At 50.5% G+C, this 23,580-nt stretch carries 20 protein-coding genes; 10 read left to right on the top strand and 10 right to left on the bottom strand.

Annotation, left to right across the window (positions count from 1 at the left end; genetic code table 11):
* Positions 1 to 856: 856 nt before the first annotated feature.
* On the top strand, positions 857 to 2,428 hold the full coding sequence (locus ACO0LK_RS05790) for a sensor domain-containing diguanylate cyclase (protein ID WP_422973054.1): 1,572 nt from the start codon (positions 857 to 859) through the stop codon (positions 2,426 to 2,428).
* Positions 2,429 to 3,305: 877 nt separating this feature from the next.
* Here ACO0LK_RS05790 and ACO0LK_RS05795 read toward each other — a convergent pair.
* Both ACO0LK_RS05795 and ACO0LK_RS05800 read right to left on the bottom strand, forming a co-directional pair.
* Positions 3,306 to 3,935, bottom strand: coding sequence for a hypothetical protein (locus tag ACO0LK_RS05795; RefSeq protein WP_422973056.1), 630 nt, complete (start codon positions 3,933 to 3,935; stop codon positions 3,306 to 3,308).
* A 116-nt stretch (positions 3,936 to 4,051) separates the two neighbouring features.
* On the bottom strand, positions 4,052 to 4,717 hold the full coding sequence (locus tag ACO0LK_RS05800) for a thioesterase II family protein (RefSeq protein ID WP_422973058.1): 666 nt from the start codon (positions 4,715 to 4,717) through the stop codon (positions 4,052 to 4,054).
* A 146-nt stretch (positions 4,718 to 4,863) separates the two neighbouring features.
* Here ACO0LK_RS05800 and ACO0LK_RS05805 point away from each other — a divergent pair, with 146 nt between their 5' ends.
* Entirely contained in the window at positions 4,864 to 5,658 is a 795-nt protein-coding gene (locus ACO0LK_RS05805) for a 4'-phosphopantetheinyl transferase family protein (protein ID WP_422973060.1), read from the top strand.
* 252 nt (positions 5,659 to 5,910) lie between these two features.
* Here ACO0LK_RS05805 and ACO0LK_RS05810 read toward each other — a convergent pair whose 3' ends face one another.
* The 3 genes from ACO0LK_RS05810 to ACO0LK_RS05820 all read right to left on the bottom strand — a co-directional run bounded on the left by ACO0LK_RS05810 (position 5,911) and on the right by ACO0LK_RS05820 (position 9,789).
* Positions 5,911 to 8,214 (bottom strand): molybdopterin cofactor-binding domain-containing protein, encoded by a 2,304-nt coding sequence (locus ACO0LK_RS05810; RefSeq protein ID WP_422973062.1) that lies wholly within the window; start codon positions 8,212 to 8,214, stop codon positions 5,911 to 5,913.
* 5 nt (positions 8,215 to 8,219) lie between these two features.
* A complete protein-coding gene (locus ACO0LK_RS05815) occupies positions 8,220 to 8,702 on the bottom strand; it encodes a (2Fe-2S)-binding protein (protein ID WP_422973064.1) in 483 nt (160 codons plus the stop codon).
* A 118-nt stretch (positions 8,703 to 8,820) separates the two neighbouring features.
* Complete coding sequence (locus ACO0LK_RS05820; protein WP_422973066.1) at positions 8,821 to 9,789, bottom strand: sodium-dependent bicarbonate transport family permease; 969 nt, start codon at positions 9,787 to 9,789, stop codon at positions 8,821 to 8,823.
* A 93-nt stretch (positions 9,790 to 9,882) separates the two neighbouring features.
* Between ACO0LK_RS05820 and ACO0LK_RS05825 the strand changes: the two genes are divergently transcribed.
* Entirely contained in the window at positions 9,883 to 10,779 is an 897-nt protein-coding gene (locus ACO0LK_RS05825; RefSeq protein WP_422973068.1) for a LysR family transcriptional regulator, read from the top strand.
* Positions 10,780 to 10,826: 47 nt separating this feature from the next.
* On the opposite strand, the gene pgeF is transcribed toward ACO0LK_RS05825, so the two are convergent.
* On the bottom strand, positions 10,827 to 11,540 hold the full coding sequence (pgeF, locus tag ACO0LK_RS05830; protein WP_422973070.1) for a peptidoglycan editing factor PgeF: 714 nt from the start codon (positions 11,538 to 11,540) through the stop codon (positions 10,827 to 10,829).
* 243 nt (positions 11,541 to 11,783) lie between these two features.
* On the opposite strand from pgeF, the gene ACO0LK_RS05835 reads away from it, so the two are divergent.
* The 3 genes from ACO0LK_RS05835 (at position 11,784) to ACO0LK_RS05845 (ending at position 15,895) form a co-directional block, all read left to right on the top strand.
* Positions 11,784 to 13,766: an alkyl/aryl-sulfatase gene (locus ACO0LK_RS05835; protein ID WP_422973072.1), complete on the top strand. Its 1,983-nt coding sequence runs from the start codon at positions 11,784 to 11,786 to the stop codon at positions 13,764 to 13,766.
* A 107-nt stretch (positions 13,767 to 13,873) separates the two neighbouring features.
* Complete coding sequence (locus ACO0LK_RS05840; protein ID WP_422973074.1) at positions 13,874 to 15,124, top strand: MFS transporter; 1,251 nt, start codon at positions 13,874 to 13,876, stop codon at positions 15,122 to 15,124.
* 72 nt (positions 15,125 to 15,196) lie between these two features.
* Entirely contained in the window at positions 15,197 to 15,895 is a 699-nt protein-coding gene (locus ACO0LK_RS05845; protein WP_422973076.1) for a tetratricopeptide repeat protein, read from the top strand.
* A gap of 10 nt (positions 15,896 to 15,905) precedes the next feature.
* Here ACO0LK_RS05845 and ACO0LK_RS05850 read toward each other — a convergent pair whose 3' ends face one another.
* The 3 genes from ACO0LK_RS05850 to ACO0LK_RS05860 form a co-directional block, all read right to left on the bottom strand.
* Complete coding sequence (locus tag ACO0LK_RS05850; protein ID WP_422973078.1) at positions 15,906 to 16,271, bottom strand: helix-turn-helix domain-containing protein; 366 nt, start codon at positions 16,269 to 16,271, stop codon at positions 15,906 to 15,908.
* Between the two features lie 4 nt (positions 16,272 to 16,275).
* The gene (locus tag ACO0LK_RS05855) at positions 16,276 to 16,578 is read right to left on the bottom strand and encodes a type II toxin-antitoxin system HigB family toxin (protein ID WP_422973080.1); all 303 of its coding nucleotides are present in this window, start codon (positions 16,576 to 16,578) and stop codon (positions 16,276 to 16,278) included.
* A 109-nt stretch (positions 16,579 to 16,687) separates the two neighbouring features.
* Positions 16,688 to 18,661 carry a peptidase U32 family protein gene (locus ACO0LK_RS05860; RefSeq protein ID WP_422973082.1) on the bottom strand — a complete coding sequence of 658 codons (1,974 nt, stop codon included), beginning with the start codon at positions 18,659 to 18,661 and terminating at the stop codon, positions 16,688 to 16,690.
* Positions 18,662 to 19,133: 472 nt separating this feature from the next.
* Here ACO0LK_RS05860 and dacB point away from each other — a divergent pair, with 472 nt between their 5' ends.
* Positions 19,134 to 20,618, top strand: coding sequence for a D-alanyl-D-alanine carboxypeptidase/D-alanyl-D-alanine endopeptidase (gene dacB / locus ACO0LK_RS05865; RefSeq protein ID WP_422973084.1), 1,485 nt, complete (start codon positions 19,134 to 19,136; stop codon positions 20,616 to 20,618).
* Positions 20,619 to 20,771: 153 nt separating this feature from the next.
* On the opposite strand, the gene ACO0LK_RS05870 is transcribed toward dacB, so the two are convergent.
* Complete coding sequence (locus ACO0LK_RS05870; protein ID WP_422973086.1) at positions 20,772 to 21,710, bottom strand: hypothetical protein; 939 nt, start codon at positions 21,708 to 21,710, stop codon at positions 20,772 to 20,774.
* A 185-nt stretch (positions 21,711 to 21,895) separates the two neighbouring features.
* Here ACO0LK_RS05870 and ACO0LK_RS05875 point away from each other — a divergent pair, with 185 nt between their 5' ends.
* Genes ACO0LK_RS05875 through ACO0LK_RS05885 form a run of 3 tightly spaced genes read left to right on the top strand, consistent with a single transcriptional unit; the run spans position 21,896 to position 23,576 of the window.
* Complete coding sequence (locus tag ACO0LK_RS05875; protein ID WP_422973088.1) at positions 21,896 to 22,354, top strand: SMI1/KNR4 family protein; 459 nt, start codon at positions 21,896 to 21,898, stop codon at positions 22,352 to 22,354.
* Positions 22,355 to 22,406: 52 nt separating this feature from the next.
* The gene (locus ACO0LK_RS05880; protein ID WP_422973090.1) at positions 22,407 to 23,060 is read left to right on the top strand and encodes an imm11 family protein; all 654 of its coding nucleotides are present in this window, start codon (positions 22,407 to 22,409) and stop codon (positions 23,058 to 23,060) included.
* A 60-nt stretch (positions 23,061 to 23,120) separates the two neighbouring features.
* The gene (locus tag ACO0LK_RS05885) at positions 23,121 to 23,576 is read left to right on the top strand and encodes an NADAR family protein (protein ID WP_422973092.1); all 456 of its coding nucleotides are present in this window, start codon (positions 23,121 to 23,123) and stop codon (positions 23,574 to 23,576) included.
* The last annotated feature ends 4 nt before the right edge of the window (positions 23,577 to 23,580 follow it).

The raw sequence follows: 23,580 nt of genomic DNA on the forward strand, positions 1-23,580 counted from the left end.
GTGCAATCACTTTATACCCTGCTTTATGAGCAAGATAATCCTGCACTACTTTTAACTTGAACTGCTCGTCGTATTTAGTCATGAAAAAACCCAAAAAGTTGGTGTCCAACTTTTTGGGTTCAGTTCACATCATCGGGTGGCTTTTGTATTTTGACGCTCTGCGGGAATTGAACCCGCGGGACGCGGGGATGAGTACGGACAGGTAACAGCGCCTGCGTGCTGTTAGCTGCCTCACGAATCTGAGCAGCTTGCAAGCTGCGAAGTGGAGAGTGGGGGTTTTGAGCCGCATGCGGCGAGCACACGAGCGACATATCGCTTGCAAGCGATATGGCTGGCCAGGATGGCCGATTCCCGCCGACTCCACCAGAATAGAAAGTCCGGGGTGCGAAGATAAATTCGGACGTAAGCAGAATGCACATAGATTATGTCGATACGGTAATGACAATACAAATCTCAGCGGACAGAAACATGTCTATATAGGTGGACGCAAACGTGAATGCCGCCACGTACCCATCTCAACACATAACTGCAAAATATTGCAAGCTAGCAATCATTTATTGATGACGCGCACATTGACGCGTGATATAAGATTTTTACAGCCTGTCGTATGTGAAAATGTTCATCGAGCCATGGACAATCATTCACATTAGGCGAAGTAGCTTGCCTATAAAACATTGATACTTGTTTTTACCTTAATTTATGCCAAAGAAGCAATTAATAAATACACTTCAACTCACTAGGCCGATGTATATATTTCTAGCAGTGCCAGCGTGATACTGAAGACCTTCATTGCTTAGTCTGATGTAATAACTGAGGTCGCTACAGCAAAAATATATCGCCCCTTTATTGACCATTTATGAATCATCCAACAACACTGAATAATGCGCCAGCGTCAACACCCAGGAAGTTGTCTTTGACGTGGCTGGCAATGGGATTTGTAGTTTTTGTGTGCGTATCACTGATTTTCATAGATGGATGGCGTAGCTGGACGGCCAGGCAAAATCAATTGCGCGAGATGAGTGTGTCAACAACCAACATGGCACGTGCAATAGCACAGCATGCAGACGACACCATCAAAGCTGCCGATACTGCGCTTTTGGGAATTGAAGATCAAATACAGACGGATGGTACTGAACCTGCCGCACTGGAAAGACTACATAATTTGCTGATGCGCAAAACCGCCGAGTTACCTCAACTAAAGGGCCTGTTTGTTTATGACGAAAACGGTAACTGGCTAGTGAACTCGCTGGCGTCCACACCTGCCAATATCAATAATGCAGACAGGGATTACTTCATCTACCACCGCACGCATCAGGATAAAAACGCCTATATAGGATCGCCAATACGCAGTCGCTCCAGCGGCATCTGGGTTATGACTTTGTCGCGCAGAATCAATCATGCTGATGGTAGTTTTGCCGGCGTTGCCTTGGCAACGATAGAGATTGATTATTTTAATAAATTTTATGACAGCTTCAATATTGGTGAGGCAGGCGCTATCGTTCTGGTATCCAATAATGGAACCATGCTGACTCGCCGGCCACTGTTGCCAGATTCCATCGGCAAAAATATGCAGTCAACGACTGTTTTTAAAGAAAGTGCAGCCCGTCCCTCCGGGACATTCAATGTCAAATCAGCACAGGATGGTGTAAAGCGCCTCAACAGCTTTCGGCGTCTGGACAAATATCCACTGTTTGTCTCTGCCGCCGTATCGGAAGATGAAATCCTCGCCGACTGGTTGACAGATACGTATTTGCATTCTGCTGGCGTCGGGCTTCTGGTTATTGCATTGGCTTCGATTGGCTTTTATCTGATTGGCCAGATGAAATTACGTCTCAACGCTGAAGCGGAAGTCATCAGGGCACGTGACGCCATGATCGTTCTGAATAAAACGCTGGAACGGCTGTCGCTGCAAGATGCATTGACCGAACTGGCCAACCGGCGCAATTTCGACATTACCCTTGAAGAAGAATTCAGCCGTGCCATCCGTAATGCCAGCTCGCTGGCACTGATCATGATTGATGTTGATCACTTTAAACAATACAACGATCTTTACGGCCACGCGGCAGGCGATGAATGTCTGCGCAAGATCAGTCAGGCTGTCAAATCTTGCCAGAATCGCGCCGGTGATCTGACGGCACGTTATGGTGGCGAAGAACTGGCGGTTATTCTTCCCACCACTGATGTCGAAGGCGCCCTTTTGATCGCAGAAAGAATCCGCGCTGCCATCCATAATCTGGGCATTTCACATGCAGGTAACGAAGCCGGCATCGTCACCGTCAGCGCTGGCGTGGAAGCCATTATTCCCGTCAGGGATTTGAACAAGCCAGTAGAGCTGATTGAAGCCGCAGACAATGCACTCTATGCTGCAAAAAAGAGCGGACGTGATCGTGTTTGCAGCAATTTCAACATGGTGGGTGTGGCAAGTTAAGTGTGTGGGGGTAGCATTAGCAAGTGACTTATTTAAAGGCACTTTACGATAATGGATTGAATGTAAGCTTTGAAGGTGAGACGCTCACGTTCGCTACGCAAGGTAGCGTTTCAAGTCACCAAAGATGATCCATTTTTGGCTAAAGAAATAGATTTTTTTCTGCAATTCATCAGCAAAACGTTGTTTTAAATTCAAATCTTTACCAATGCTGAAATGCAGTAACTATCGCAATAAATTTAACAGCACTACCGCAAGAACCTTTATTTACGGGCTTTTATGTTCCCGCCGCCCCACCAAAATACAAAAGCTACCCAATAAATTGGGTAGCTTTTGTATTTTTGTTTTTTCCGGACATGTTGACGGTGTTGGGGCCAGTGATGTCGCCGACGATCTGCTGGTCGACCTTACCGTGTATGCTTGCCCCACCGATTGCCTGGGGGGCTCATGCCACTGATCATTACTAGAACTCATTTCATCAATAGGGATGAGTGCGAGCAAGGCGATTCGGGATGCAGTGCAAGGCGCGTCGCGTAGCCAAGGCTGGTGCCTTGGCAAGCGGCGCAACGTAGCAATGCGCCCGCGAAGTGTAAATGCGGCCAGCTCCCGAAGGGTTTGCCTCATAACGCGTACTGGACTGCAAGGTGTGAACAATTCGACTCGTTGTCAATAGACCCGCTATTGACTGCCTCGTCCATAGTTTTACCGTTGCCAGCCCACGTTATGAGGCAAACGCATCTCACCCCTATTGATGAAATGAGTTCTACTTATTTTTTATCTGAGGTCTGAAAAAAATTGACCATAGAAAAGCAATAGACCACCTGACGGTGGCCTATTGCTTTCAACTCAGATCCGCAGCATCAGTGCAAATCAATTCAACTTAACTACGCACAAACCTGCTATCCACCGCGAAGGCCGTGCTTGAATTGCCAATCGCCTGGGCGAAGAACAATTCGCCATTGCGCAGCATGAATGCGCCCTGGGCGCTGCCGGATGAGACTTCTATCGTCTGGGTAATTGTCGTGTCCTTGAAAACAAATTTCCAGGTAGTTTTCCCATTGACTACGGAAGATGACACGGCACTGCCAACAAAGTTGATCACAGCACCATTCGCAGTAGCATTGACGACATCAACTGAGGAAGCGACGGTTTCGCCAGTCAGCATTTTGACGGTAGCATTGGCTTCTGTCCTGACATGCTGCGCCACCAGAATTGGCGAAGTATAGGTGCCCGTCGCGACGATAGCACCCGTGCAATTGAGGTTTTCATAGTATTCAATTTTTTGCGCCATGGACAGTGCAGAGCCACCACTGGTGGCGGTGATGGTAGTCGTCTCGATTTCGTGGTTCTGGCAACCCTGATTCCAAACGCCTGCATACTTGCTCAAAGGGCCGCTACTGGTGTCAACAGGTGCCACTGTTGCGGTTGCGCTGCCACCAGAACCGCCACCGCAGGCTGCCAACACCATTGCAGACAATACGCTCAAACTGATTAACTTGATTTTTCTCATAATGCACTCATTTTTTTAATAATAAAAACCGTGCACATTATGACAATTTCCTCATCACTTGCGTAGACTTGCGTAGAAATAATTTTACGCCTGCTTATGAATAAACACATGCTCACTTAAGCGATCAAAGCCTGTATTTTTGCCACATCATCAAACAAAAAGAAATGCCCACCAGCAAACGTATGCACTTCGGGGGCGTTCAAAAAACAGTCGGCCCAGGCCATGCCGTCGGCCAGCGCGATCCGGTCATCCTGCCCCAGTAAAATTCGCACGGGTACATGGTGCTGACGCTGGTGGCCATCGGCATAGGCTTCAGCTGCGCCTACATCGGCACGCAGTATGGGTTCAAACAATTCCATCAGTTGCGGTTCGGCCAGTACTTCTGCGGAGATGCCGCCCATATTGGCGACCCACTTCAGAAATTCCTTCTGCGGCAATTCTGCATGACGTTGCAACAGGCGGCTATGCGGTGCTGCTGCACCGGACAACACCAGTCTTTGCGGCAGACTGGCACCCAGTTCCACCAAGCGATCCAGCATGGCCAAAGCAATATAAGCCCCCATGCTGTGTCCAAACAGCACATAGGCTTGGCCAGCGCTTGCACGCAAAGTGGGTTCTAGCAAGGCAGATACTATTTCAGGAATGCTGCGCATCAATGGCAGGTGCATGTTGTTGCCATGACCGGGCGGATCCAGCGTAATCCATTCGTGGGCATGGTCACGCGCCAGTCCGGCATAGCTATGAGTGCTGCCTCCGGCAAACGGGTAGGCGATAATTTTCAAAGTCTGTTTCCTTTTATTATTTACTACGATTGTTTGCTACGATTGTTTGCTGTCAGACTAGATTAAAATTGTGCCACTTGCCCCAAGTAATTGATTTGCATGCCGGGCAAAAAAATATAATGCCGCAAAAGACAGAAAAACGCACCATGCCTGAAAATACGCCATCGTCTTCAATAACTGATGAACCCAAAATCTGGGTAGCCAGCCTGACCGATTTGCGCAAATACAGGACCAACCTGCAAAACTTGCTGAGCAGTGCAGAACAGCTACGCTGCCAGCGCTATCAACAACAGGATGACAAGGACCGTTATCTGGGTGGGCGTGCCTTGGCCAAACTGGCTGTTGCCCAACGCACGGGAATGCCAGTCGAGACTATCTCCATCCGCGTAGACGCATCCGGCAAACCACATATTGCCTTTGCGCAAAGTTCCATGGCACCACCCGCCATCAGTATTTCCCACGCGGGTGAGTTGATAGTGGTGGCAACAGCTGCCATGGTCGATCTTGGTGTCGACGTCGAATTATTACACCGCGATGTCGATCTCGACGACTTGATGCGCGTGGTCTGTAGTGACCGTGAAATGGATGAAATCAATCGCCAGGATAATAAAAGCAGGACGCAGAAGTTTTATGAATTCTGGGTATTGAAAGAAGCCTACCTGAAGGCGACTGGCGACGGACTTTCTGCTGACGCAAGAAGATTAATTTTCAGTGTCGATGCGGCATCAGGCGTTAGCCTGGTACAGGGGCTGGATAAGCAAGCAGAAGCTTGGAGCTTTTTATTACACCAGTTTGACAAGCAGCACATGATAGCCGTGGCAAGCAGGCGATTGCGGGCAAGGGATGAATGTGCTGAAGATAGGAAAATTGGTGTAGCGACTGGAAAACCGACATACATCGATGCAACGTCTTTGCTGATGGATTACTGCATAGATCGGTGAAGATCAGGCACACAGCGCTGACGAGCGATGTGCTTTTTTTTGTAAAAAATACCGGCCTGATGTTACCGATGTATTTGTATGTATGCCTGTCTGTACTTTTTCTGTTTTTGCTATCCGCTGACCTTGTTGATGAAGCGGATTTCAAAACGCTTGAAGCCGCGCTACGGAATGGAATGTTGAGTCAGGAGTAGCTTGGGCCAGGTTTCACCTGCCCAAGCTACGACAAAATACGCGCAATCCAACCCGCACCCATCAACTCCAGCGCAGATCCGTGCGTGACAAAGGCAACTGCCTGATACGCTTGCCAGTTGCCGCAAAGATGGCATTGCAAATAGCCGGTGCCACCGGCGGGAAAGCGGGTTCACCCAGACCGGTGACGGGGAAATCCGTTTTCAGGAAATGTACATCTACCTTCGTTGCACTATCCTTCATGCGCAGCAATGGATATTCATGAAAGTTGCCTTGCACGACACGGCCGCGCTGAATATCCAGTTCAGGGAACATCAGGGTGCTGATGCCATCAAGGACAGATCCCTGCACCTGATTTTCTGCGCCACTGAGGTTGACGATCTGTGAGCCTATGTCGGTCACCACAACAACCCGGTCCACCTTAAGTTCACCCTGCTTGCTGACGGTCACTTCAGCCACCTGGGCAATATAGCCCCGGTGGCTGAAATGGAAAGCAATACCCTGGCCCTGACCACGGGCGAATTTCTTTTTACCCCAACCGGCCTTGACTGCCACTTCCTGCAAGACCCGCTTCATGCGTCCCACATGGTAAGGCTGGCCACGTTCACCGGTACCCGGCACGATCTCTTTGTCACCCAGTATGTCGAGGCGAAACTCCATGGGATCACGTCCTGCGGCATGCGCCAGTTCGTCAATGAAACTATGGAATACCCAGGCAAATACATTGCTGCCAGGAGCACGCCACGGGCCCATGGGAATATTACATTCCATCAGCGTCTGTTCCAGCAGACAGTTTTCCAGCCAGCGGCCAGGAAATTCATCGCCAGATAAGCCTGCACCGCTACCCGCCTGTACAACAGGTTTTCCATCCCGTATGACCTTGTTGCCAAAGCTGACGAAGTGGTTATGCCATGCACTGAGTTTGCCTTTGTCATCCACTGCACCGCGCAGGAAATGGAAGCCGCCGGCACGAAAATGGTCATGGCGCATATCATCTTCACGCGACCAGGTCAGCTTGACCGGCGCATTGACGCGCCTGGCAATCGCCGCCGCTTCGACAATAAAGTCAGAACTAAGACGGCGACCAAAGCCACCACCACTGCGGGTGATATGCAGTTTTATTTTTTCCTTGGGCATGGCCAGGACTTCGGCCACCAGGTTCTGGCCAGACTCCGGTAATTGCGTCGGTGCCCAGATTTCCAGACTACTATCCTTGGCATTATAAGCAGCCGTGCAATTCTGTGGCTCCATGCTGGCATGTGAAATAAAGGGATAGGTATACGCAGCTTCTACGGTCTTGGCGGCCTTGCTCATGGCAGCGGCAACATCACCATCCTTGCGTAAAGTGGTAGTGCCTGGCTGGGTAGAGAGTTTTTTCGCCTGTGCAGCAAACCCTTCCCAGCTTTCATCTGCACCTTTGCTGTCGTCCCATTTGACGTTCAAAAGCTTGCGCGCGCTAAAGGCTGCCCAGGTGCTTTCCGCAACGATAGCCACGCCCGGCATCAGTCCACGCAGATTATCTGTGCCTTCGATGACAAAGGCATCTTTGACGCCAGGCTGGGCCTTGATATGGTCGAGATTGGCACTAATGACCTTGCCACCGAATACCGGACATTTTTCATAAACGGCATACAACATGCCCGGCAATTTCACATCAATGCCAAACAATGGTTTACCGGTAACGACGGACGGATTATCGACGCCGCCTATACGTGTTCCCAGTAATTTGAATTGTGCCGGGTCTTTGAGTTTGACATCTTTGGCGTCAGGCACGGGCAAACTGGCAGCCGTAGCTGCCAACGCTGCATACGTCAATTTTCGCTTGCTGACGGTATGGTGTACGGCGCTATCCGCTGCATGACATTCAGACGCAGGTACGTTCCATGTCTGTGCTGCGGCACTGATAAGCATGGTGCGCGCCGTCGCCCCCAGCCTGTGAAATTCATTGTAGTTGGTTGGTGTCGATGTCGAACCACCAGCGCCCTGGCTGCCATAAGCCGGATTGAGGTCACCCTGGACTATGCGCACGTCTTTCCAGTTCACTTCCAGCTCTTCGGCAATGACCATGGGGAGAGAAGTTTTGATCCCCTGACCTATCTCTGGTTGCTTGGACACCAAAGTCACCGTACCATCACTGCCTATGCGTATCAATGCATGCGGGACAAAATCCGCTGTTCCTGCGGCAATGCTGGCAACAGGTTTGCTGATCTGTGCCAAAGCATTGCCACCCGCCCCCATACAGGCCAGAACCAGACCACCACCAGTGAAAGCGGACATACGCAAGAAGTCGCGGCGTGCTGGCGAAACGGCTTCAGCCTGCACTGTCGCCTGCGTCGAAGTTTTTGCCTGCTTGTTTATGTTATTCATTTTATTCATTTCGCCCCCTTCTTCTTGACAGTGGCGATTTCTGCCGCCCTATGTATGCCAGCACGTATGCGTATATAGGCTGCACAGCGACACAGGTTGCCGCCCATGGCGGCATCGATATCGGCATCCGTCGGGTGTGGATTATCTTTCAGCAGGGCCGCAGCAGTCATGATCTGGCCAGCCTGGCAGTAACCACATTGCGGCACGTCCAGCTCCTGCCAGGCCGTTTGCAGCGGATGCATGGCCTTGGCGTCCAGCCCTTCTATGGTCGTAACTTTTTGCTTACCCAGTGTAGACACCGGCAGCATGCATGACCGTGTCGGCACGCCGTTGATTTGCACGGTACAGGCACCGCATTGACCTACACCACAGCCATATTTGGTACCAACCAGGTTCAGGCTGTCACGCAGCGCCCACAGCAAGGGAGTATCTGGCGCTACGTCTACGGCCTGCATCTGGCCGTTGATATTCAGGGTATGTTTGCTCATGCTGAGTCCGCGAAAGTTGAACAGGTACAAACAGGTATAGGCAGGTACCGTCAAGTAGCATCAGGTACCATCAGACAACAGGATTGTATGCCTTTCCGCAAAATCAGGTGCGGCCTTTTTAAATCAGCACGCGGTGAGCAATGCCAACATACAAGGGAATACCAAGCAGGATATTAAATGGAAATGTCAGACCCAGTGACATGCCCAGATACAGTGCCGGCGATGCTTCCGGAATGGCAAAGCGCAGAACAGCCGGTACTGCAATATAAGATGCGCTGGCGGCAAGCACCATCAATAGCGCGGCATCCCCGGCAGGCAGACGGAAGACGACTGCCAGACCCAGCGCAATACCGGCGTGGATTAGCGGGGCCAGCAGGGAATAGGCAATCAGCAAGGGAGACTTTCCCCGCACCTGTGCCAGGTTGCGCGCAGCCTTCAAACCCATATCCAGGAGGAAAAAGGCAAGCATACCCTTGAACAGGTCACCAGAAAAAGTCTGCATTGCTGCCTTGCCTGACTCACCGGAAAGTATGCCAACCAGCATCGCCCCAAGCAGCAATAGCTGTGCACCGTCCGTCAGGGATTCGTGCAGTATCTTGCCCGGTGAAGGTGTATTACCCCCGGCATTTGACTGTGCATGGCGCTTGCGCAAGGTGTTTGCCACAATTACCGCAAACAAAATCGCTGGCGATTCCATCAGCGCCATTGCTGCGGCCATGTGACCACCATAATGCAAACTATGTGTTTCCAGGTACTGCACGGTAGTGATAAACGTAACGGCACTGACTGAACCGTAAGTTGCCGCAACGGCAACGGCATCAAGTGCTGGCAAAATTCGTTTCAAGATCAGGTAAGACAATGCCGGAACAATCACCGCCAGCGCTACCGCGCAGCCCAGGCTGGTAACCAGTTGCAGGTTCAAACCAGAGTGCGCGAGCGCAAAACCGCCCTTCAGTCCTAGTGCCATCAACAGATAAAGTGAGAGAAATCCGGCGATTTGCGGTGGAATTTCAAGATTGGATTTGATCAGTCCAGCCATGATGCCGAAGATGAAAAAAAGTATGGCGGGGTCAAGTAAGCTTTGCATATCTACCTTGTGAATATCGTTGGCAGGCATGGTAAAGCCAAGCCATCATAAGGTAAAATCAATTTTATCAGCATCAATCATAGATAAAAACCTATGAATATTACTTTTAAACAATTGCAGATTTTCATACGCCTGGCCGAACTGCGCAGCATCAGTGCCGTTGCACGTGCATGCCACGTGACACAGCCTACTGTGTCGATGCAATTGAAAGAAATGACTGCATCTATCGGTATGCCCTTGTATGAAGTGATAGGCAAAAAACTGTATTTGACCAAAGCAGGGGAAGAATTGGCCAGCACAGCCAGAACGCTGGCGCATGAATGGGGCAGCTTTGAACAACTGATCGCTGCCATGAAAGGCTACACCGAGGGCAGCCTGCGAGTGGCCGTGGTCAGCACGGCCAAATATTTTATACCCCGTATGCTGGGCGATTTTTGCCGTGAATTCCCGGAAATTGATATTGCGCTGGAAGTGCAAAACCGTGACGGCGTTGTCGAGCGACTGCGGAACAATATGGATGACATCTACATCATGTCCATGCCGCCGAATGATATCGAAGTCGTCAAGCAAGTGTTCTTGCCAAATCCTTTAGTGGTGCTTGCACCGCTGCGGCATCATCTCGCAGAAAAACCCAAGCTGCAATTTGCACAGTTGTTGCAAGAGCGATTTATTTTGCGTGAGCGCGGTTCCGGCACCAGGCTGGCATGTGAACATTATTTTGCAGCAAACAACATCTCGCCTATGGTCAGGCTGGAACTGGGCAGCAACGAGGCGATCAAGCAAGCGGTTGCAGCCGACATGGGGCTGACCATTCTGTCCCGCCATGCGCTAGGTGAGCATTTAATCGACCAAAACCTGACAGTGCTGGATGTCGAAGATTTTCCTATCATGTCGAACTGGTATATTGTCTACCTGCAAGGCAAGCGATTGTCGCCCATCGCCGCTAATTTTCTTGGTTATCTGAACCAACATGCGCAAGACAAGCACTGACAGTCAATGCCAGGAGAAAAGTCAGGCTAGATCAGCCTAATGCAGGCTCAATCAGGCAAAATCACCAGCCCTGAATGCTGAAAAGAATTGCGGTCGCCGCGCCGATAGCTGCGGTAGACATATTTGTCTTCGGCAGTCTTGCTGCACATGGTGCAAGGTACAACATGGTCGATATCGGTAATACCTATCTGCTGCAAGGCGCGCCTGGTCAATATGTTCAGATCGACATGGCGAAAACGCGGATTAATGGCACTGGCATCCAGATCTGGAAATTGTCTGACAAAATCAGCGGCCAGTTCTTCACTCACTTCAAAGCAACATGGGCCTATATGCGCGCCGATAGCAGCCACCCAGTCTTGCGGCTGTTCGCCTTGCGCTGCCAGCTCTTGCCATAAGGTCTGCACCACACCACCGACGATACCGCGCCAGCCTGCATGGGCGACCGCGATCATCTTGCCATCACGTCTGGCCATCAAAACAGGTACGCAATCAGCGGTGATGATGGTCACTGGTATGCCGGGGACACGGGTAAAAAAAGCATCCGCATCGCCACATAGCTGAAATTTTTCTGTCACTTCCACTACGCGGGTACCGTGAACCTGCAGTTTGTTGGGTACGGTATCCCAGTGCCCACTGAGGCTGGCTGGCACAAATTCCCTGGCATTCCCAAAACCATATCGTATGCCTGGTATGCGGGCGAGAATGGCACTGTCGTGGTAACTGCGATGCAAGGCTTGCTCCAGCAAATAAAGTAAAAACAAGATTCTAGCGAGTTTTGGACTTTAGCGCCTGTTCAACTACTCAATTACAAATAAACTGGCGTCAGAAACCCAGCCCCAACGACACTTTCACCATTCAACGGGAAGCTGCCTTAAACATGAAATGGCAACTCCAGCCACTAAAATATCGCTATGCAGTCTATGCATTGACTTTAGCTTAAGAATGCATTGGACAACTGCGACCCGCTGCCCTACGCTCTTCCATACAATAAATAATGGAGACCCATGATGCTGCATCTGAAGACAATCCAGTTGACACCACTTGCTGCCTTGTTGGCTGGCAGTCTGATTGTCGGCGGCTGCGGGCAAAAGAACAGCAATACCGCAATGGGCGACGCCACTGCCACCACCATCAAAGCCAATACCGACATGGGCAAAACCCTGGCGCTGGATGATCAGCAAGATTTTGAAGATGCCAAACGCGGTCTGATCACCAAACCAGAAGGGAAAATCCTCGGCCCCGGCGGAGATGTACTGATCGACTTCGACGCCTGGAAATTCATAGAAGGCCCGGCCCCGGCCACCGTTAACCCCAGCCTGTGGCGCCATGCCAAACTGAATGCACAAACCGGCCTGTTCAAGGTGACTGACGGCATTTATCAATTGCGCGGCTTTGACATCGCCAACATGAGCATTATCGAAGGCAAGACCGGTTGGATCATCGTTGACCCGCTGACGTCCAAAGAAAGCGCCGCCAACGCTATCGCCTTTGCCCGCAAGCACCTGGGTGACAAACCTGTGGTAGCCGTCATCTTTACCCATAGCCATGCCGACCATTTTGGTGGTGCACTCGGTGTCGTTTCGCCGGATGAAGTGAACAGCAAAAAAATACCCGTCATCGCCCCCGATGGTTTCATGGAAGAAGCTACCAGTGAAAACATCCTGGTCGGCACCGCCATGGCCAGACGCTCTGGCTATCAGTTCGGCAAAGATCTTGAGCGATCAGCCAAAGGCCTGGTCGATACCGGTCTGGGTAAAAGCGTGGCCTATGGCAGTGTCGGTGTGCTGGAACCGAATCAGCTCATCACCAAAGCAACGCAGGAACTGACACTGGATGGCATCAACTTTGTTTTTCATAACGTACCCGGTGCAGAAGCACCATCAGAACTGACCTTCAGCATCCCCGATAAAAAAGCCTATGCCGGTGCAGAAATCCTGGCGCAGACCATGCACAATCTATTACCTGTGCGTGGTGCCAAAGCCCGTGATGCACAGCGCTGGGCAAGTTACCTGGAGCAGGCACTGGTACAAAGTGCCGATGCCAATGTCTATTTTGGCCAGCACAACTGGCCAGTCTGGGGCAAGGAGCGCATTGCAGAATTCATTACCAAACAGCGCGATGTCTACCAATACACCCATGACCAGACGGTGCGCCTGATCAATGCCGGTTACACGCCCTATGAAATCGCCGACAAGATCAAACTGCCCAAATCACTGGAAAGCTATTTCGGCGCACGCGGCTACTATGGCGACCTGCGTCATAACGTCAAAGCCGTGTACCAGTTTTATATCGGTGCCTATGACGGCAACCCGGCCAACCTGAACCGCTTGCCACCGCAAGAATCGGCCAGGCATTATGTCGAACTGGCAGGCGGTGCAGACAAAGCCATTGCCGCAGCCCAGGCTGCCTTTGACAAGGGTGACTACCGCTGGACAGCAGAACTGCTGAACCATGTCGTCTTTGCCGATAGCAATAACAAAAGCGCCAAAGAATTGCTGGCCCGTACCTATGAACAAATGGGTTACATGGCCGAAGCATCCACCTGGCGTAACAGCTACCTCACCGCCGCCAATGAATTGCGCAATGGCCCACCCGCCAAAGGCGTGAACCGTGCCGCCATGATAGACATGCTGGCCCACACCCCGATAGAACGTTTTCTGGAAGCCATGGCCGCCGGCCTGAATGGCCCGGATGCCGAAGGCAAGGATTTCAAAATCAACCTAGTGCTGACCGACAGTAAAGAGTCTTACGTGCTATGGATAGAAAACGCCGTCCTGCATCACAAGAAGGCAGAACCGGCCAAAGATGCAAATGCCACCCTGACGCTGACCAAACCCATCTTCATCAAGATGATGGCAGGCACAGCAGGTGTCAAAGACACGCTGTTCAGCGATGATTTGAAAGTCGACGGTAGCAAGATAGATCTGGTGCGCTTCTTCGGGCTGATAGACAAGGCACCGGGGACGTTTGCGATTGTGACGAAATAAATAACACGTCAAATTTCAGAATGTAACGACCGCCCCCTAACCATGTCTTCTGCGATAGCATAGCGCTATCCTGTTAAAGCAGCAGGAGTACACTTAGCTATGAAGACATGGAAACAACGCACTCAGAAGCAACTCATTTTTCGACATCCTTTGCCCTGTTAAAAACGCGGCGCTTTGGCACTTTCTGGTTTGCCAGCTTATTGTCCAATATAGGCACATGGGCACAACAAGTGGCGCAGCCATGGCTCCTGCTGAGTCTTGGCGCTTCCTCATTCATGATAGGCCTGGATGCTTTTGCACTGGGTGCTCCGGCATTTTTTCTGACCCTGTTTGGTGGTGTACTGGCTGATCGCGCAGACCGGCGTCGCATCATCAGCATCTTCCAGTCGATACAGATGCTGTGCCCGACCCTGCTGGTCGTGTTGCTGCTGACTGGCACGGTGCATCCCTGGATCATCATCTGTCTGTCGCTGGTGGTGGGTGTGACGGATGCGCTGTCCATGCCATCCTTCCAGTCCATCGTACCGAGTCTGGTCGAACGTTCACAAATCGCTCAGGGACTGGCACTGAATTCGATACAGTTCAACCTGTCGCGCATTCTGGGGCCGTCTATCGCTGGCGTCCTGCTGGTGAGCATGGGCGCAGCCGGATGCTTTGCCATCAGTGCCGTATCGTATCTTCCATTCATTGCAGTAGCCTTGTGGATACTTCCACGCGGAAAAGCTACGGCAGATGCCAGTACTGCGACAAATAGCCAGGGTCTGTTTTCGGGTGCACGCGATATCGTCGCAGACCCCAATTTACGCGGTGCCCTGATCACGGTACTGACCACCAGTTTTTTATGTAGCCCCCTGATCACCTTCACGCCGGTTCTGGTCAAAGAATCGTTGCATGGCGATGCCAGCCATTTCAGTATAGGCATGGCTTCATTTGGCGTCGGTGGCATGTTGGGCGCATTCAGTTTGCTCTTGATCAGCAGGCATATTGATTTACGCAACTTCAGTTCAAAGCTGGCAGCACTGTATGGTTTAACGCTGGTGCTCGCCGGATTGAATACATGGAATTGGGGCCTGCCTGTCTTGCTGGTCTTTGCCGGATTATGCATGACAGCCAGTAACACCGCAGCCAATTCACTGTTACAGGCCAATGCCAGTCCACAACTGCGCGGCCAGACAGTCAGCCTCTACATGCTGGCCATGCGCGGCGGCCTGTCCGCAGGCAGCCTGCTCACTGGCATATCGGTGCACCTGACAGGCGTTCGTACAGCATTGATCATCAATGGATGTCTGGCTGTGGCGATACATCTGTACACTGGTTGGGCGTGGCAGAGGGCGAACAAGGTAGTCGTCACCTCGTAAAAAACCAAGGCATATCGCAGAAACAACTGTATTATTTCCACCTCTGAAAATCATTCTTTCTCCGGGGTTGAAATGCTCAAAAAATTGCTTGCACTATGCTTTCTCGTCTTTTCTTCCCATTTGATGGCGGCAGAAATGCGCGATGCCCAGGTAGCGATGGAACACGGAAACAACAAACTGGCCAAGAAAATAATGACAGAATTGGCTGAAAAAAATGATCCTCTGGCGCAGATGTATCTGGCTTCGTGGTACACCACGGGTGCAAGAGATGGTTCCAAACCAGACTTGAAAAAGGCTGTCTACTGGTTTGAAAAATGCACGGCGCTTGTTGTCTGCAAACTGGAGCTGGCCAAATTGCTTGGTGAGGGTAAAGGTGCCCCCAAAGATACGCAAAGGGCCCTGGATCTCTACAAAGCGGTGATTGACTTTGATGTGAAATGGCCAGAAGGCAAGGATGAGGCCAGGGTCAAGGCTGGTTTGATTTATTTTACCGAGAAAAAATATAAAGATCGTGATGAAGCTGAAAGGCTGTTTGCGATTGCAGCCAGTCATGGTAATTCAAATGCCCAGTTTTGGACCGGCGTAGTCACGCAAATGAAACAGCCACCCGAGGCGCATTTAGTAGAAGCATATAAATTCTTTTATCTGGCCAATAGCAAGGAAAAGCATTACAACGCTATTTCAGCCATGGAAAGTTTGGAAAAAAAGATGACCCGTGCTGAGGTTGAACAAGCGAAGGAATGGGCAAATGCATGGAGTCCGACTGAGTGATAGCACATATCTAGCGCGATTCTGCAATCAAGCTTTCAGCGGGAATACCTAGCCCCGCATGCAAGCGTCTGATCATTGCCAAGGTAAGTGGGCGTTTGCGGTTCAGAATTTCATAGACCCGATTTGAGCGCCCTATCATAGGTTCGAGATCTTTTGCAGTCAAACCAGCCTGCTCCATGCGAAATTGGATAGCATCAATCGGATCAGGTGGTCCGATTGGGTAGTGCTTTTCCTCATAGGCTTCAATCAACATCAGCAATACTTCAAAACGATCACCGTCTTCGGTATCAGGCTCTGGTGGATGATCAAAGTAGCCGGAAGTGAGGTGCAGTGCCTGTTCATAATCGGCTTCAGTACGAATTGGTTTGATATGCATTTTTTTACTCCATCTCTATCGTATTTGCGTCAACGCGATCATATTCGGCATGTGTACCTATAAATTTGATATACAGGGCACCAAACCGATAAGCCACAGCAACGATCAACCGATGATGATTGCCTTTTATATTAAACACGACACGGTTATTGCCGACAAAACTGGCACTGGCGTAATGTGCCTTGATATCTTGAGGCGACTTCCATTGCACCTTGATTGCTTCGTCGTGCCATGCCTGTAAGGCCACCTTGGCATCAGGGTGTTTTTCCCAATAAGCAATCAAGTGTTTTTTCGCAATTACTCTCATATTTGCAGCATAGTCCCAAAATGGGACCAATGCAAGTCAAGCTTCAAAATATAAAAGCCCAAAAAGCGTTTCCACCTTTTGAGCCTTCAATTTCCACCTACCAAAAACATCACACCGTCTGCGGCCTGGTCTTATGAAAAGTCACCGGGCTATACGGTACAGATGAAGGCGGTGGTGCCTGCAAAATATGTTTTTTCATCGCACCAATGATGTGCATCTCGCAGGGCTTGCAGTCGAATTTCAGCGTGTATTTTTCTTCGCCTGTGACCAGGGTCATGGGTTCGGCCTTGACCTGGCCTTGTACACCTTGCACACCCTTGGCCTGTTTGGGGCAGAGGTTGAACGAGAAGCGCAGGCAGTGCTTGGTGATCATCAGCGATACTTCGCCCGCTTCTTCATGGGATTCATAGGCAGCGGCGATCAGTTGTACGGCGTGTTTTTCATAGAAGCTACGGGCCTTGTGGTTGTACACATTGGCGAGGTAGCTGAGCGTGGTTTCCGGATAGGCCACTGGTGGCTCGACGGCCGGTGTGCGCTGCGGGCGCTGCCATGCGGCCAGTCGCGCGGCTTCGTGCGCGGCAACGGCGTCGCGGCGCAGGGCGTTGATGACAGAGGATGGCACGAACCATGGCTGCTGCAAATCCAGATTGACCTGCTCCGCTTCAAACATGGTATTGCCGAGCTTGGCAAGGTTGTCGCGCAGGCCTGCTTCGGCCTTGTCGCGGTTTTGTGCTGGCTCTAGTGCCAGTTGGGTGCTGACTTCAGATGTCACGCCGTCTTCATCGGTGATCTTCAGACGCAGGCCATCTGCCTGCTCTGCCAGGGTCAGCCAGACCGGGATACGGCGCTCGGCGGATTTTTTGGTGAGTGCGTGTTCCCAGCGATGGTCACGGTTGCGATTGATCAGGGTGCCGACTTTGATGCCAGTCAGTTCTGCCATTTTTTCATTCGGGAAAACGCGCCAGATTTCACCGTTGTCTGATGCGCCTACACGCTCTACGGTATTGGCCTGTATGCCAGCGACATCGCGTTTGACCATGTAGTTGAGGCCATCACCATTCGACATGGGTTCATTGGCTTCAATTTCAAAGAAGTTGGCTGCAAGGCGGGTCACATAACCAAGGTGCAGGCCGACATATTTGGGTGAATCGAATGCGCCTATGTCTTCAAGGCGGCCATTGGCAAAATAATCGGTGTGGCCGCGATGGAAATTCTTGTCCACATTGGGTGTGAATGCTACCTGGCTATGGCCGCTGGAAGCACGTGTGAATTCTGGCCTGCGCTCTAGAATTTCGTCCAGCAGCAAACGGTAATGGGCAGTGATGTTCTTGACATAGCCCATGTCCTTGTAGCGGCCTTCTATCTTCAATGACTGTACGCCTGCATCGAGCAAGGCTTCAAGATTGCGGCTCTGGTCATTGTCTTTCATGGATAGCAGATGTTTTTCATATGCGACTACCCGGCCCTCACCATCGCTCAATGTATAAGGCAGGCGGCAGGCTTGCGAGCAATCGCCACGGTTGGCACTGCGGCCATTGTCGGCATGCGAGATATAGCATTGGCCAGAGAAGGCCACGCACAATGCGCCATGCACAAAATATTCCAGCGGCGTGGCGACTTGCGCCTTGATGGCCTGTATCTGTTTGATCGTCAGTTCACGCGCCAGCACCAATTGCGAAAAACCGACATCGCCAAGAAACCTGGCTTTTTCCACACCCCGGATATCACACTGGGTACTGGCATGCAGCTGGATAGGCGGGATGTCGAGTTCCAGAATACCCATGTCTTGCACGATCAGGGCATCGACACCGGCGTCGTACAGTTGACGTATCTGCTTGCGTGCCGGTTCCAGTTCTGAATCATGCAGAATGGTGTTCATGGTCACGAAGATGCGTGCATGGTAGCGGTGGGCAAATTCGACCAGGGCCGCGATTTCGCTGACTTCATTGCTGGCATTGTGACGTGCGCCAAACGAAGGACCGCCGATATACACGGCATCTGCACCGTGCAGTATCGCCTCGCGGCCAATTTCTACAGTTTTGGCGGGCGATAAAAGTTCAGTCTGGTTGGCAAGCAGGGTCATGGTGTACACCGGTGACGTGGAAAGGCCGAAATTATAACGAAATCAAGGGCTTATGTCTTATTTGTATTCACTATCGGGGCATAAAACCATGCCATTTGATGAAAGTCTGGCACATTCATTTACGGATAGTAAGTTTCAGGCAACATTTACCGTGCAGAACGATGCGATCTATACATTTGATCTCTTAGAACCTGTTTACGATCTGTAGCGAGCGAGCGTCAGCGGGGTGAAGAGCAGCGCAAAAAGCGGAATGTACTCAAGTACATGAGCATTTTGAGCAGCACATGAGCCCCGATCACGCTCGCGCAGTAAGATCGTAAGCAGGTTCTTAGTGTAGCCAGGTCTGCACAGATAACCAGAAGATATGCTTCCCTGACAAAATTTCATTGATAAAAAAAACACACAGGCGTTTCAAGGGTCTTGCCTGCTCTACAATGCCAGCTACACCGACTTGAGTTATCCAAACGCAACCATGCGCCTATCTTACACCCGCCCGCTGTTACCAAAATCCTCGATCTTGCTGAGTTTGCTGAGCTTACTTGCCTCAATGGGTTCTTTACTGCCAGCACTGGCAAATGCCCAGGGTAATCTGCCACCGTCAGTGGAAGCAGTATTCAGCCAGGCAGGGGTACCGCAACAGGCCATGAGTGCGATAGTGATACCTGCCAGTGGCGGTCAGCCCGTGCTGGCACATCTGTCGGAAAGGCCGATGAACCCTGCATCGACCATGAAGTTGCTGACCACACTGATCGCGCTGGAAGAACTGGGGCCAACCTTTCGCTGGAAAACCCAGATCTTGACCGATAAGCCGGTAAAGAAAGATAGCTATACCGGCAACCTTTACCTGCGTGGCGGCGGCGACCCCAACCTGACGCTGGAAAAGCTGAGCAGCATGCTGCGTGCCTTGCGCCAGCAGGGTTTTCGTAAAATCCGTGGTGATATCATTCTGGACCGCAGCTATCTGCAACCAGAGCGTCCGGATGTCGGCGCCCCAAACTTTGATGAATATCCGGATGCGTATTACAACGTGATACCGGATGCCCTGCTGGTCAACAATAACCTGATGAACCTGGGCATTGATGCCGGTACAGAAAAAATCAACGTACGTCTGGGTACACCACTGGATAAACTGAAAGTCACGAGCCACCTGCATTTCAATGATCTGCCCTGCTCCGCCTGGGAAAAAGAATGGCTGCCGCCAGCGATCGACTATGCGACCACACCGGCTGGCATGACGGAAGTAACGCTGAACGGTGGTTTCCCGCGTCGCTGCAAGATCAATAACAGCATCAACATCCTTGACCGTAATCATTACATCACCTATGCAATACGGGCACTGTGGCAAGAAATGGGTGGCAGTTGGCAGGGTGAAGTCCATGATGGCAAAGTGCCAGCCAATGCAGTTCTAGTGGTAGAGCGCACATCGGAAACGCTGGCAGATATTATCCGCATCATCAACAAGCAGTCTGACAATACCATGGCGCGCATGTTGTTCATGACGCTGGGCACAGAATCGGCCAACAAGCCCGTCAGCAACAGTCTTGAAGCCGCCAATACCCGTATCAGGCAATGGCTGGGGAAACAGAATATCAATGATGCTGGCCTGGTGCTGGAAAACGGTTCCGGCCTGTCACGCACTGAACGCATCAGCCCACAGCAAATGGCGGGCATTTTGCAGGTGGGTGCACGCAGCAACTGGAACGCAGAATTTTCCAGCAGCATGCCAGTTGCCTCACTCGACGGCACCATGCGCCGCCGTCTGAAAGGCAGCCCCGCAGAATTACGTGCCCGCATCAAGACCGGTACGCTCAAAGATGTGGTGGCCATCGCCGGTTATGTCAGGGACATCAATGATCAGCAATGGATAGTAGTGGCCACCATTAATCATGAAGACAGTATCAAGGCCAAATCGGCACTGGACGAATTGATTAGCTGGGTTGCTGCCGGCAGACGTTGAAACTGTGTTGACGGCTCGTTAAGCCTGTGTTGCAGAAATGTAGAGGAAACGTAGAAGAAGCGTTCAAGAACTGTTGAAAAAGCATTGAAAAAGCGTTGAAAAAACGTTTATATTGCACCTGCAGTCTGTAAAAATAACTGCGCACGTCTACACTTATTTTTTCTGCCGGGGCTTGTCAGGAACGACAAGGTATTTTTGCTGATCAGCATCGAAGTGAAACAGCTTCTTCCCCTTTTGCTCACTGACCTGCAGTTCATAGGTTGACGTGCGTTCGCCCTCGTTATCCATGGTGTGGGCAAGTTCCTGATAACGGTAATGCTTGTCCGCAAAATTAAGTGTGATGTCACCCGGCGCAGTGCTGCCCATGGCAATGTCCCATTTGGCGAGGTAGTCATGGCAATTCGGTGGTTCTGCTTCGTTTTCATGCACACGCAGACGCACGTGTCTGCCTCTGGCATGGGCGCTGCTGGCTGTATTGGCATTACGTATGATATTCACGCATTCTGGCCCGCTTTCTTCATGCACGGCCAGGTCCAGTCCATTCGTTTTATCCAGCATTGGCACCAGATTATTGGCGTCAATACGAAATAATAATAAACGGGTACTTGCTACGCCCTGTTTCAGTTGGCTGTGTTCCAGCGCCAGTGCAAACTGACCGGGGAACAATTCAATGATGCTGGTGTTACCGATGGCCGAATTGCGACCATTGTTGTCCAGCCATTCGATCACATCCTGTCTGCTGACCAGTGACCAGGCTTCGCCACGGCGGTGAAACCAGTAAGCAGCCAGCAGTGTGGGCTTGCCCGCATCCAGGGCATCCCCTTTGACCAGCAAGACTGCACTGTCTTCATTCAAGCGCTGTACCTGCAAGGCATCCATACGCAAACCCGCTTGCAAGGAAGCGGAAACAGACACAGGAAATTCAGCCTTCAACAGTGGCGGCTTGACGACGGCATTTTGCTCACCATCCCAGCCCTTGAACACCAAGCGCATCAAGTCCCGCCGTTCCAGCGTCTGTACGGACTCTGTCCGCCCACATGCCGCCAGCGCAAGCAGGAACAGCACAGAACCCAGGAATTTGATCAGGGACACGCGAAATTGCACGAGGGAAATTTTATGAATGAAGTAGCAGAGATTCTAACTGATCGTTGTAATCTGCCGATGATTTGTGGACGAATATTCGTGCAGATCGCATCGTTTGCTAGTCTGCTGATGAATGCAGTGCCTTTACTTGATTGCAGTATTATTACGAAAAAACAATTGACGGATATGGTCCCATGAATGAGATGATTCAAAGATTTGACAACGCTGTACTGGATTTGTGGGAGCCACATCTATCGCCTACAGAAGAGAGCATTTCCAGAATAGAGAAAGATTTTGGGATCATATTACCGAAGGAATTGATAGATTTAGCCCGCTACAGTAAAAGCTATAGCAGCTATTTCGTGAGTCTCGGACCGGATTTTGATTTTCACAGCCATATAATTGCGAAGAACAATATGGCCCGTCATCACGATGATTGGCTTAGTTTGGGGTTAGGACTTCCCCTTCCATCTAATCTGGTAATAATTTCAGAAAATTTCACGTCAGATTTCTTTTGGTGCTTTGACATCAGCAAGCCGGGGCCTGACTACCCCATTATTTATTGGGCGCCTTATTATTGTTTAATCGAACCCTATGGTCGTTACAAGAATTTTTCTGCTTTTGTTGAAGGCATAATTAATCATGAGGCTTAGTGGAAAATGTTTGCATACCAGCTTGAATCGATAAGATGGTAATGCTTCAAGTTTGAACTACGAAAAAAGCGATGATGCGTTCAAATACACGTTTGAAATGGGAATGAATTCGATGACAATCTACACGTGGACGAGTACGATGAAGTACGCCGGATACGCCGGGGTCACTGAAGCAGATGATAGAAAAATTTGGTGGACCGACGAGCTTATAGGCGATCCTTTACCTACTCTGGAAAACTGGAATCTACCACGCATGGTTCAATATCTTGGTAGTGCAAAGAAAAAGCGAAAACCAGTAAAAATTGGCGATGCACCATCTGCAGGCAGTGCATATTTAATCAGTCAGAATGCAGCCGAAACACTTAGTGATATCTGGGAGCGCGATGCAATTCTTTATCCAGTGATTTTAGAAGATTCGGCAGACAAATATTATATGGTCGTCGCCAGGCACGTGATTGACTGTCTGGACAGAGAAAAATCTGCTGGCCCACGCCATACCTACGGACCTACACCTGAGTTGTTCGCATCCTTGGAAGAATGGGTGTTTGATGAATCGGCCCTTGGTGAGCATGACCTATTTCGGCTACCCGACAGCAAGACAACTTATTATTTAACGGAACGATTCAAGCAACGAGTGATTGAGGCAGGGCTGAAAGGATTTTGTCTCAATCAACGCGCGTGGGAAGAAAAACCGTTTATATCATAGTTGCGTAAGCGCCTACGAAACATACGTGGATGGTAATGTCTTAAATTACAAGGCAATAATATGGAGAGTAATTCTGATTCTGTTGCAGCAATCAAGTTCTATTCCGCTGAAGGCGAGTATGGCGAGTTTTCTAATTTTTCGCGCTACTCAATTTCGATGAATGGAAAAACCTGGCCGACAAGTGAGCATTACTTTCAGGCTCAGAAATTTCCTGATGTGTCATATCGCGAAAAAATAAGGAAAGCCAAAACACCATCAATCGCAGCCAAACTAGGTCGTACACGTACTGAAAAAATACGCCCGGATTGGGAGTCTGTGAAAGTACAAGTCATGCGTGATGCGGTAACGGAAAAATTCAAGCAGCATAAAGACTTGCAAGACTTATTGCTGAGCACCGGGTCGGCAAAATTAATCGAAGACACTACAGATGACGATTATTGGGGCATAGGGAGTGACGGACGAGGTAAAAATATGCTGGGTAGAATATTAATGGAAGTCAGAGCGGCATTTGTGTGAGCAA

This window comes from Undibacterium sp. Ji49W (assembly GCF_049340205.1).
GTDB lineage: Bacteria > Pseudomonadota > Gammaproteobacteria > Burkholderiales > Burkholderiaceae_D > Undibacterium.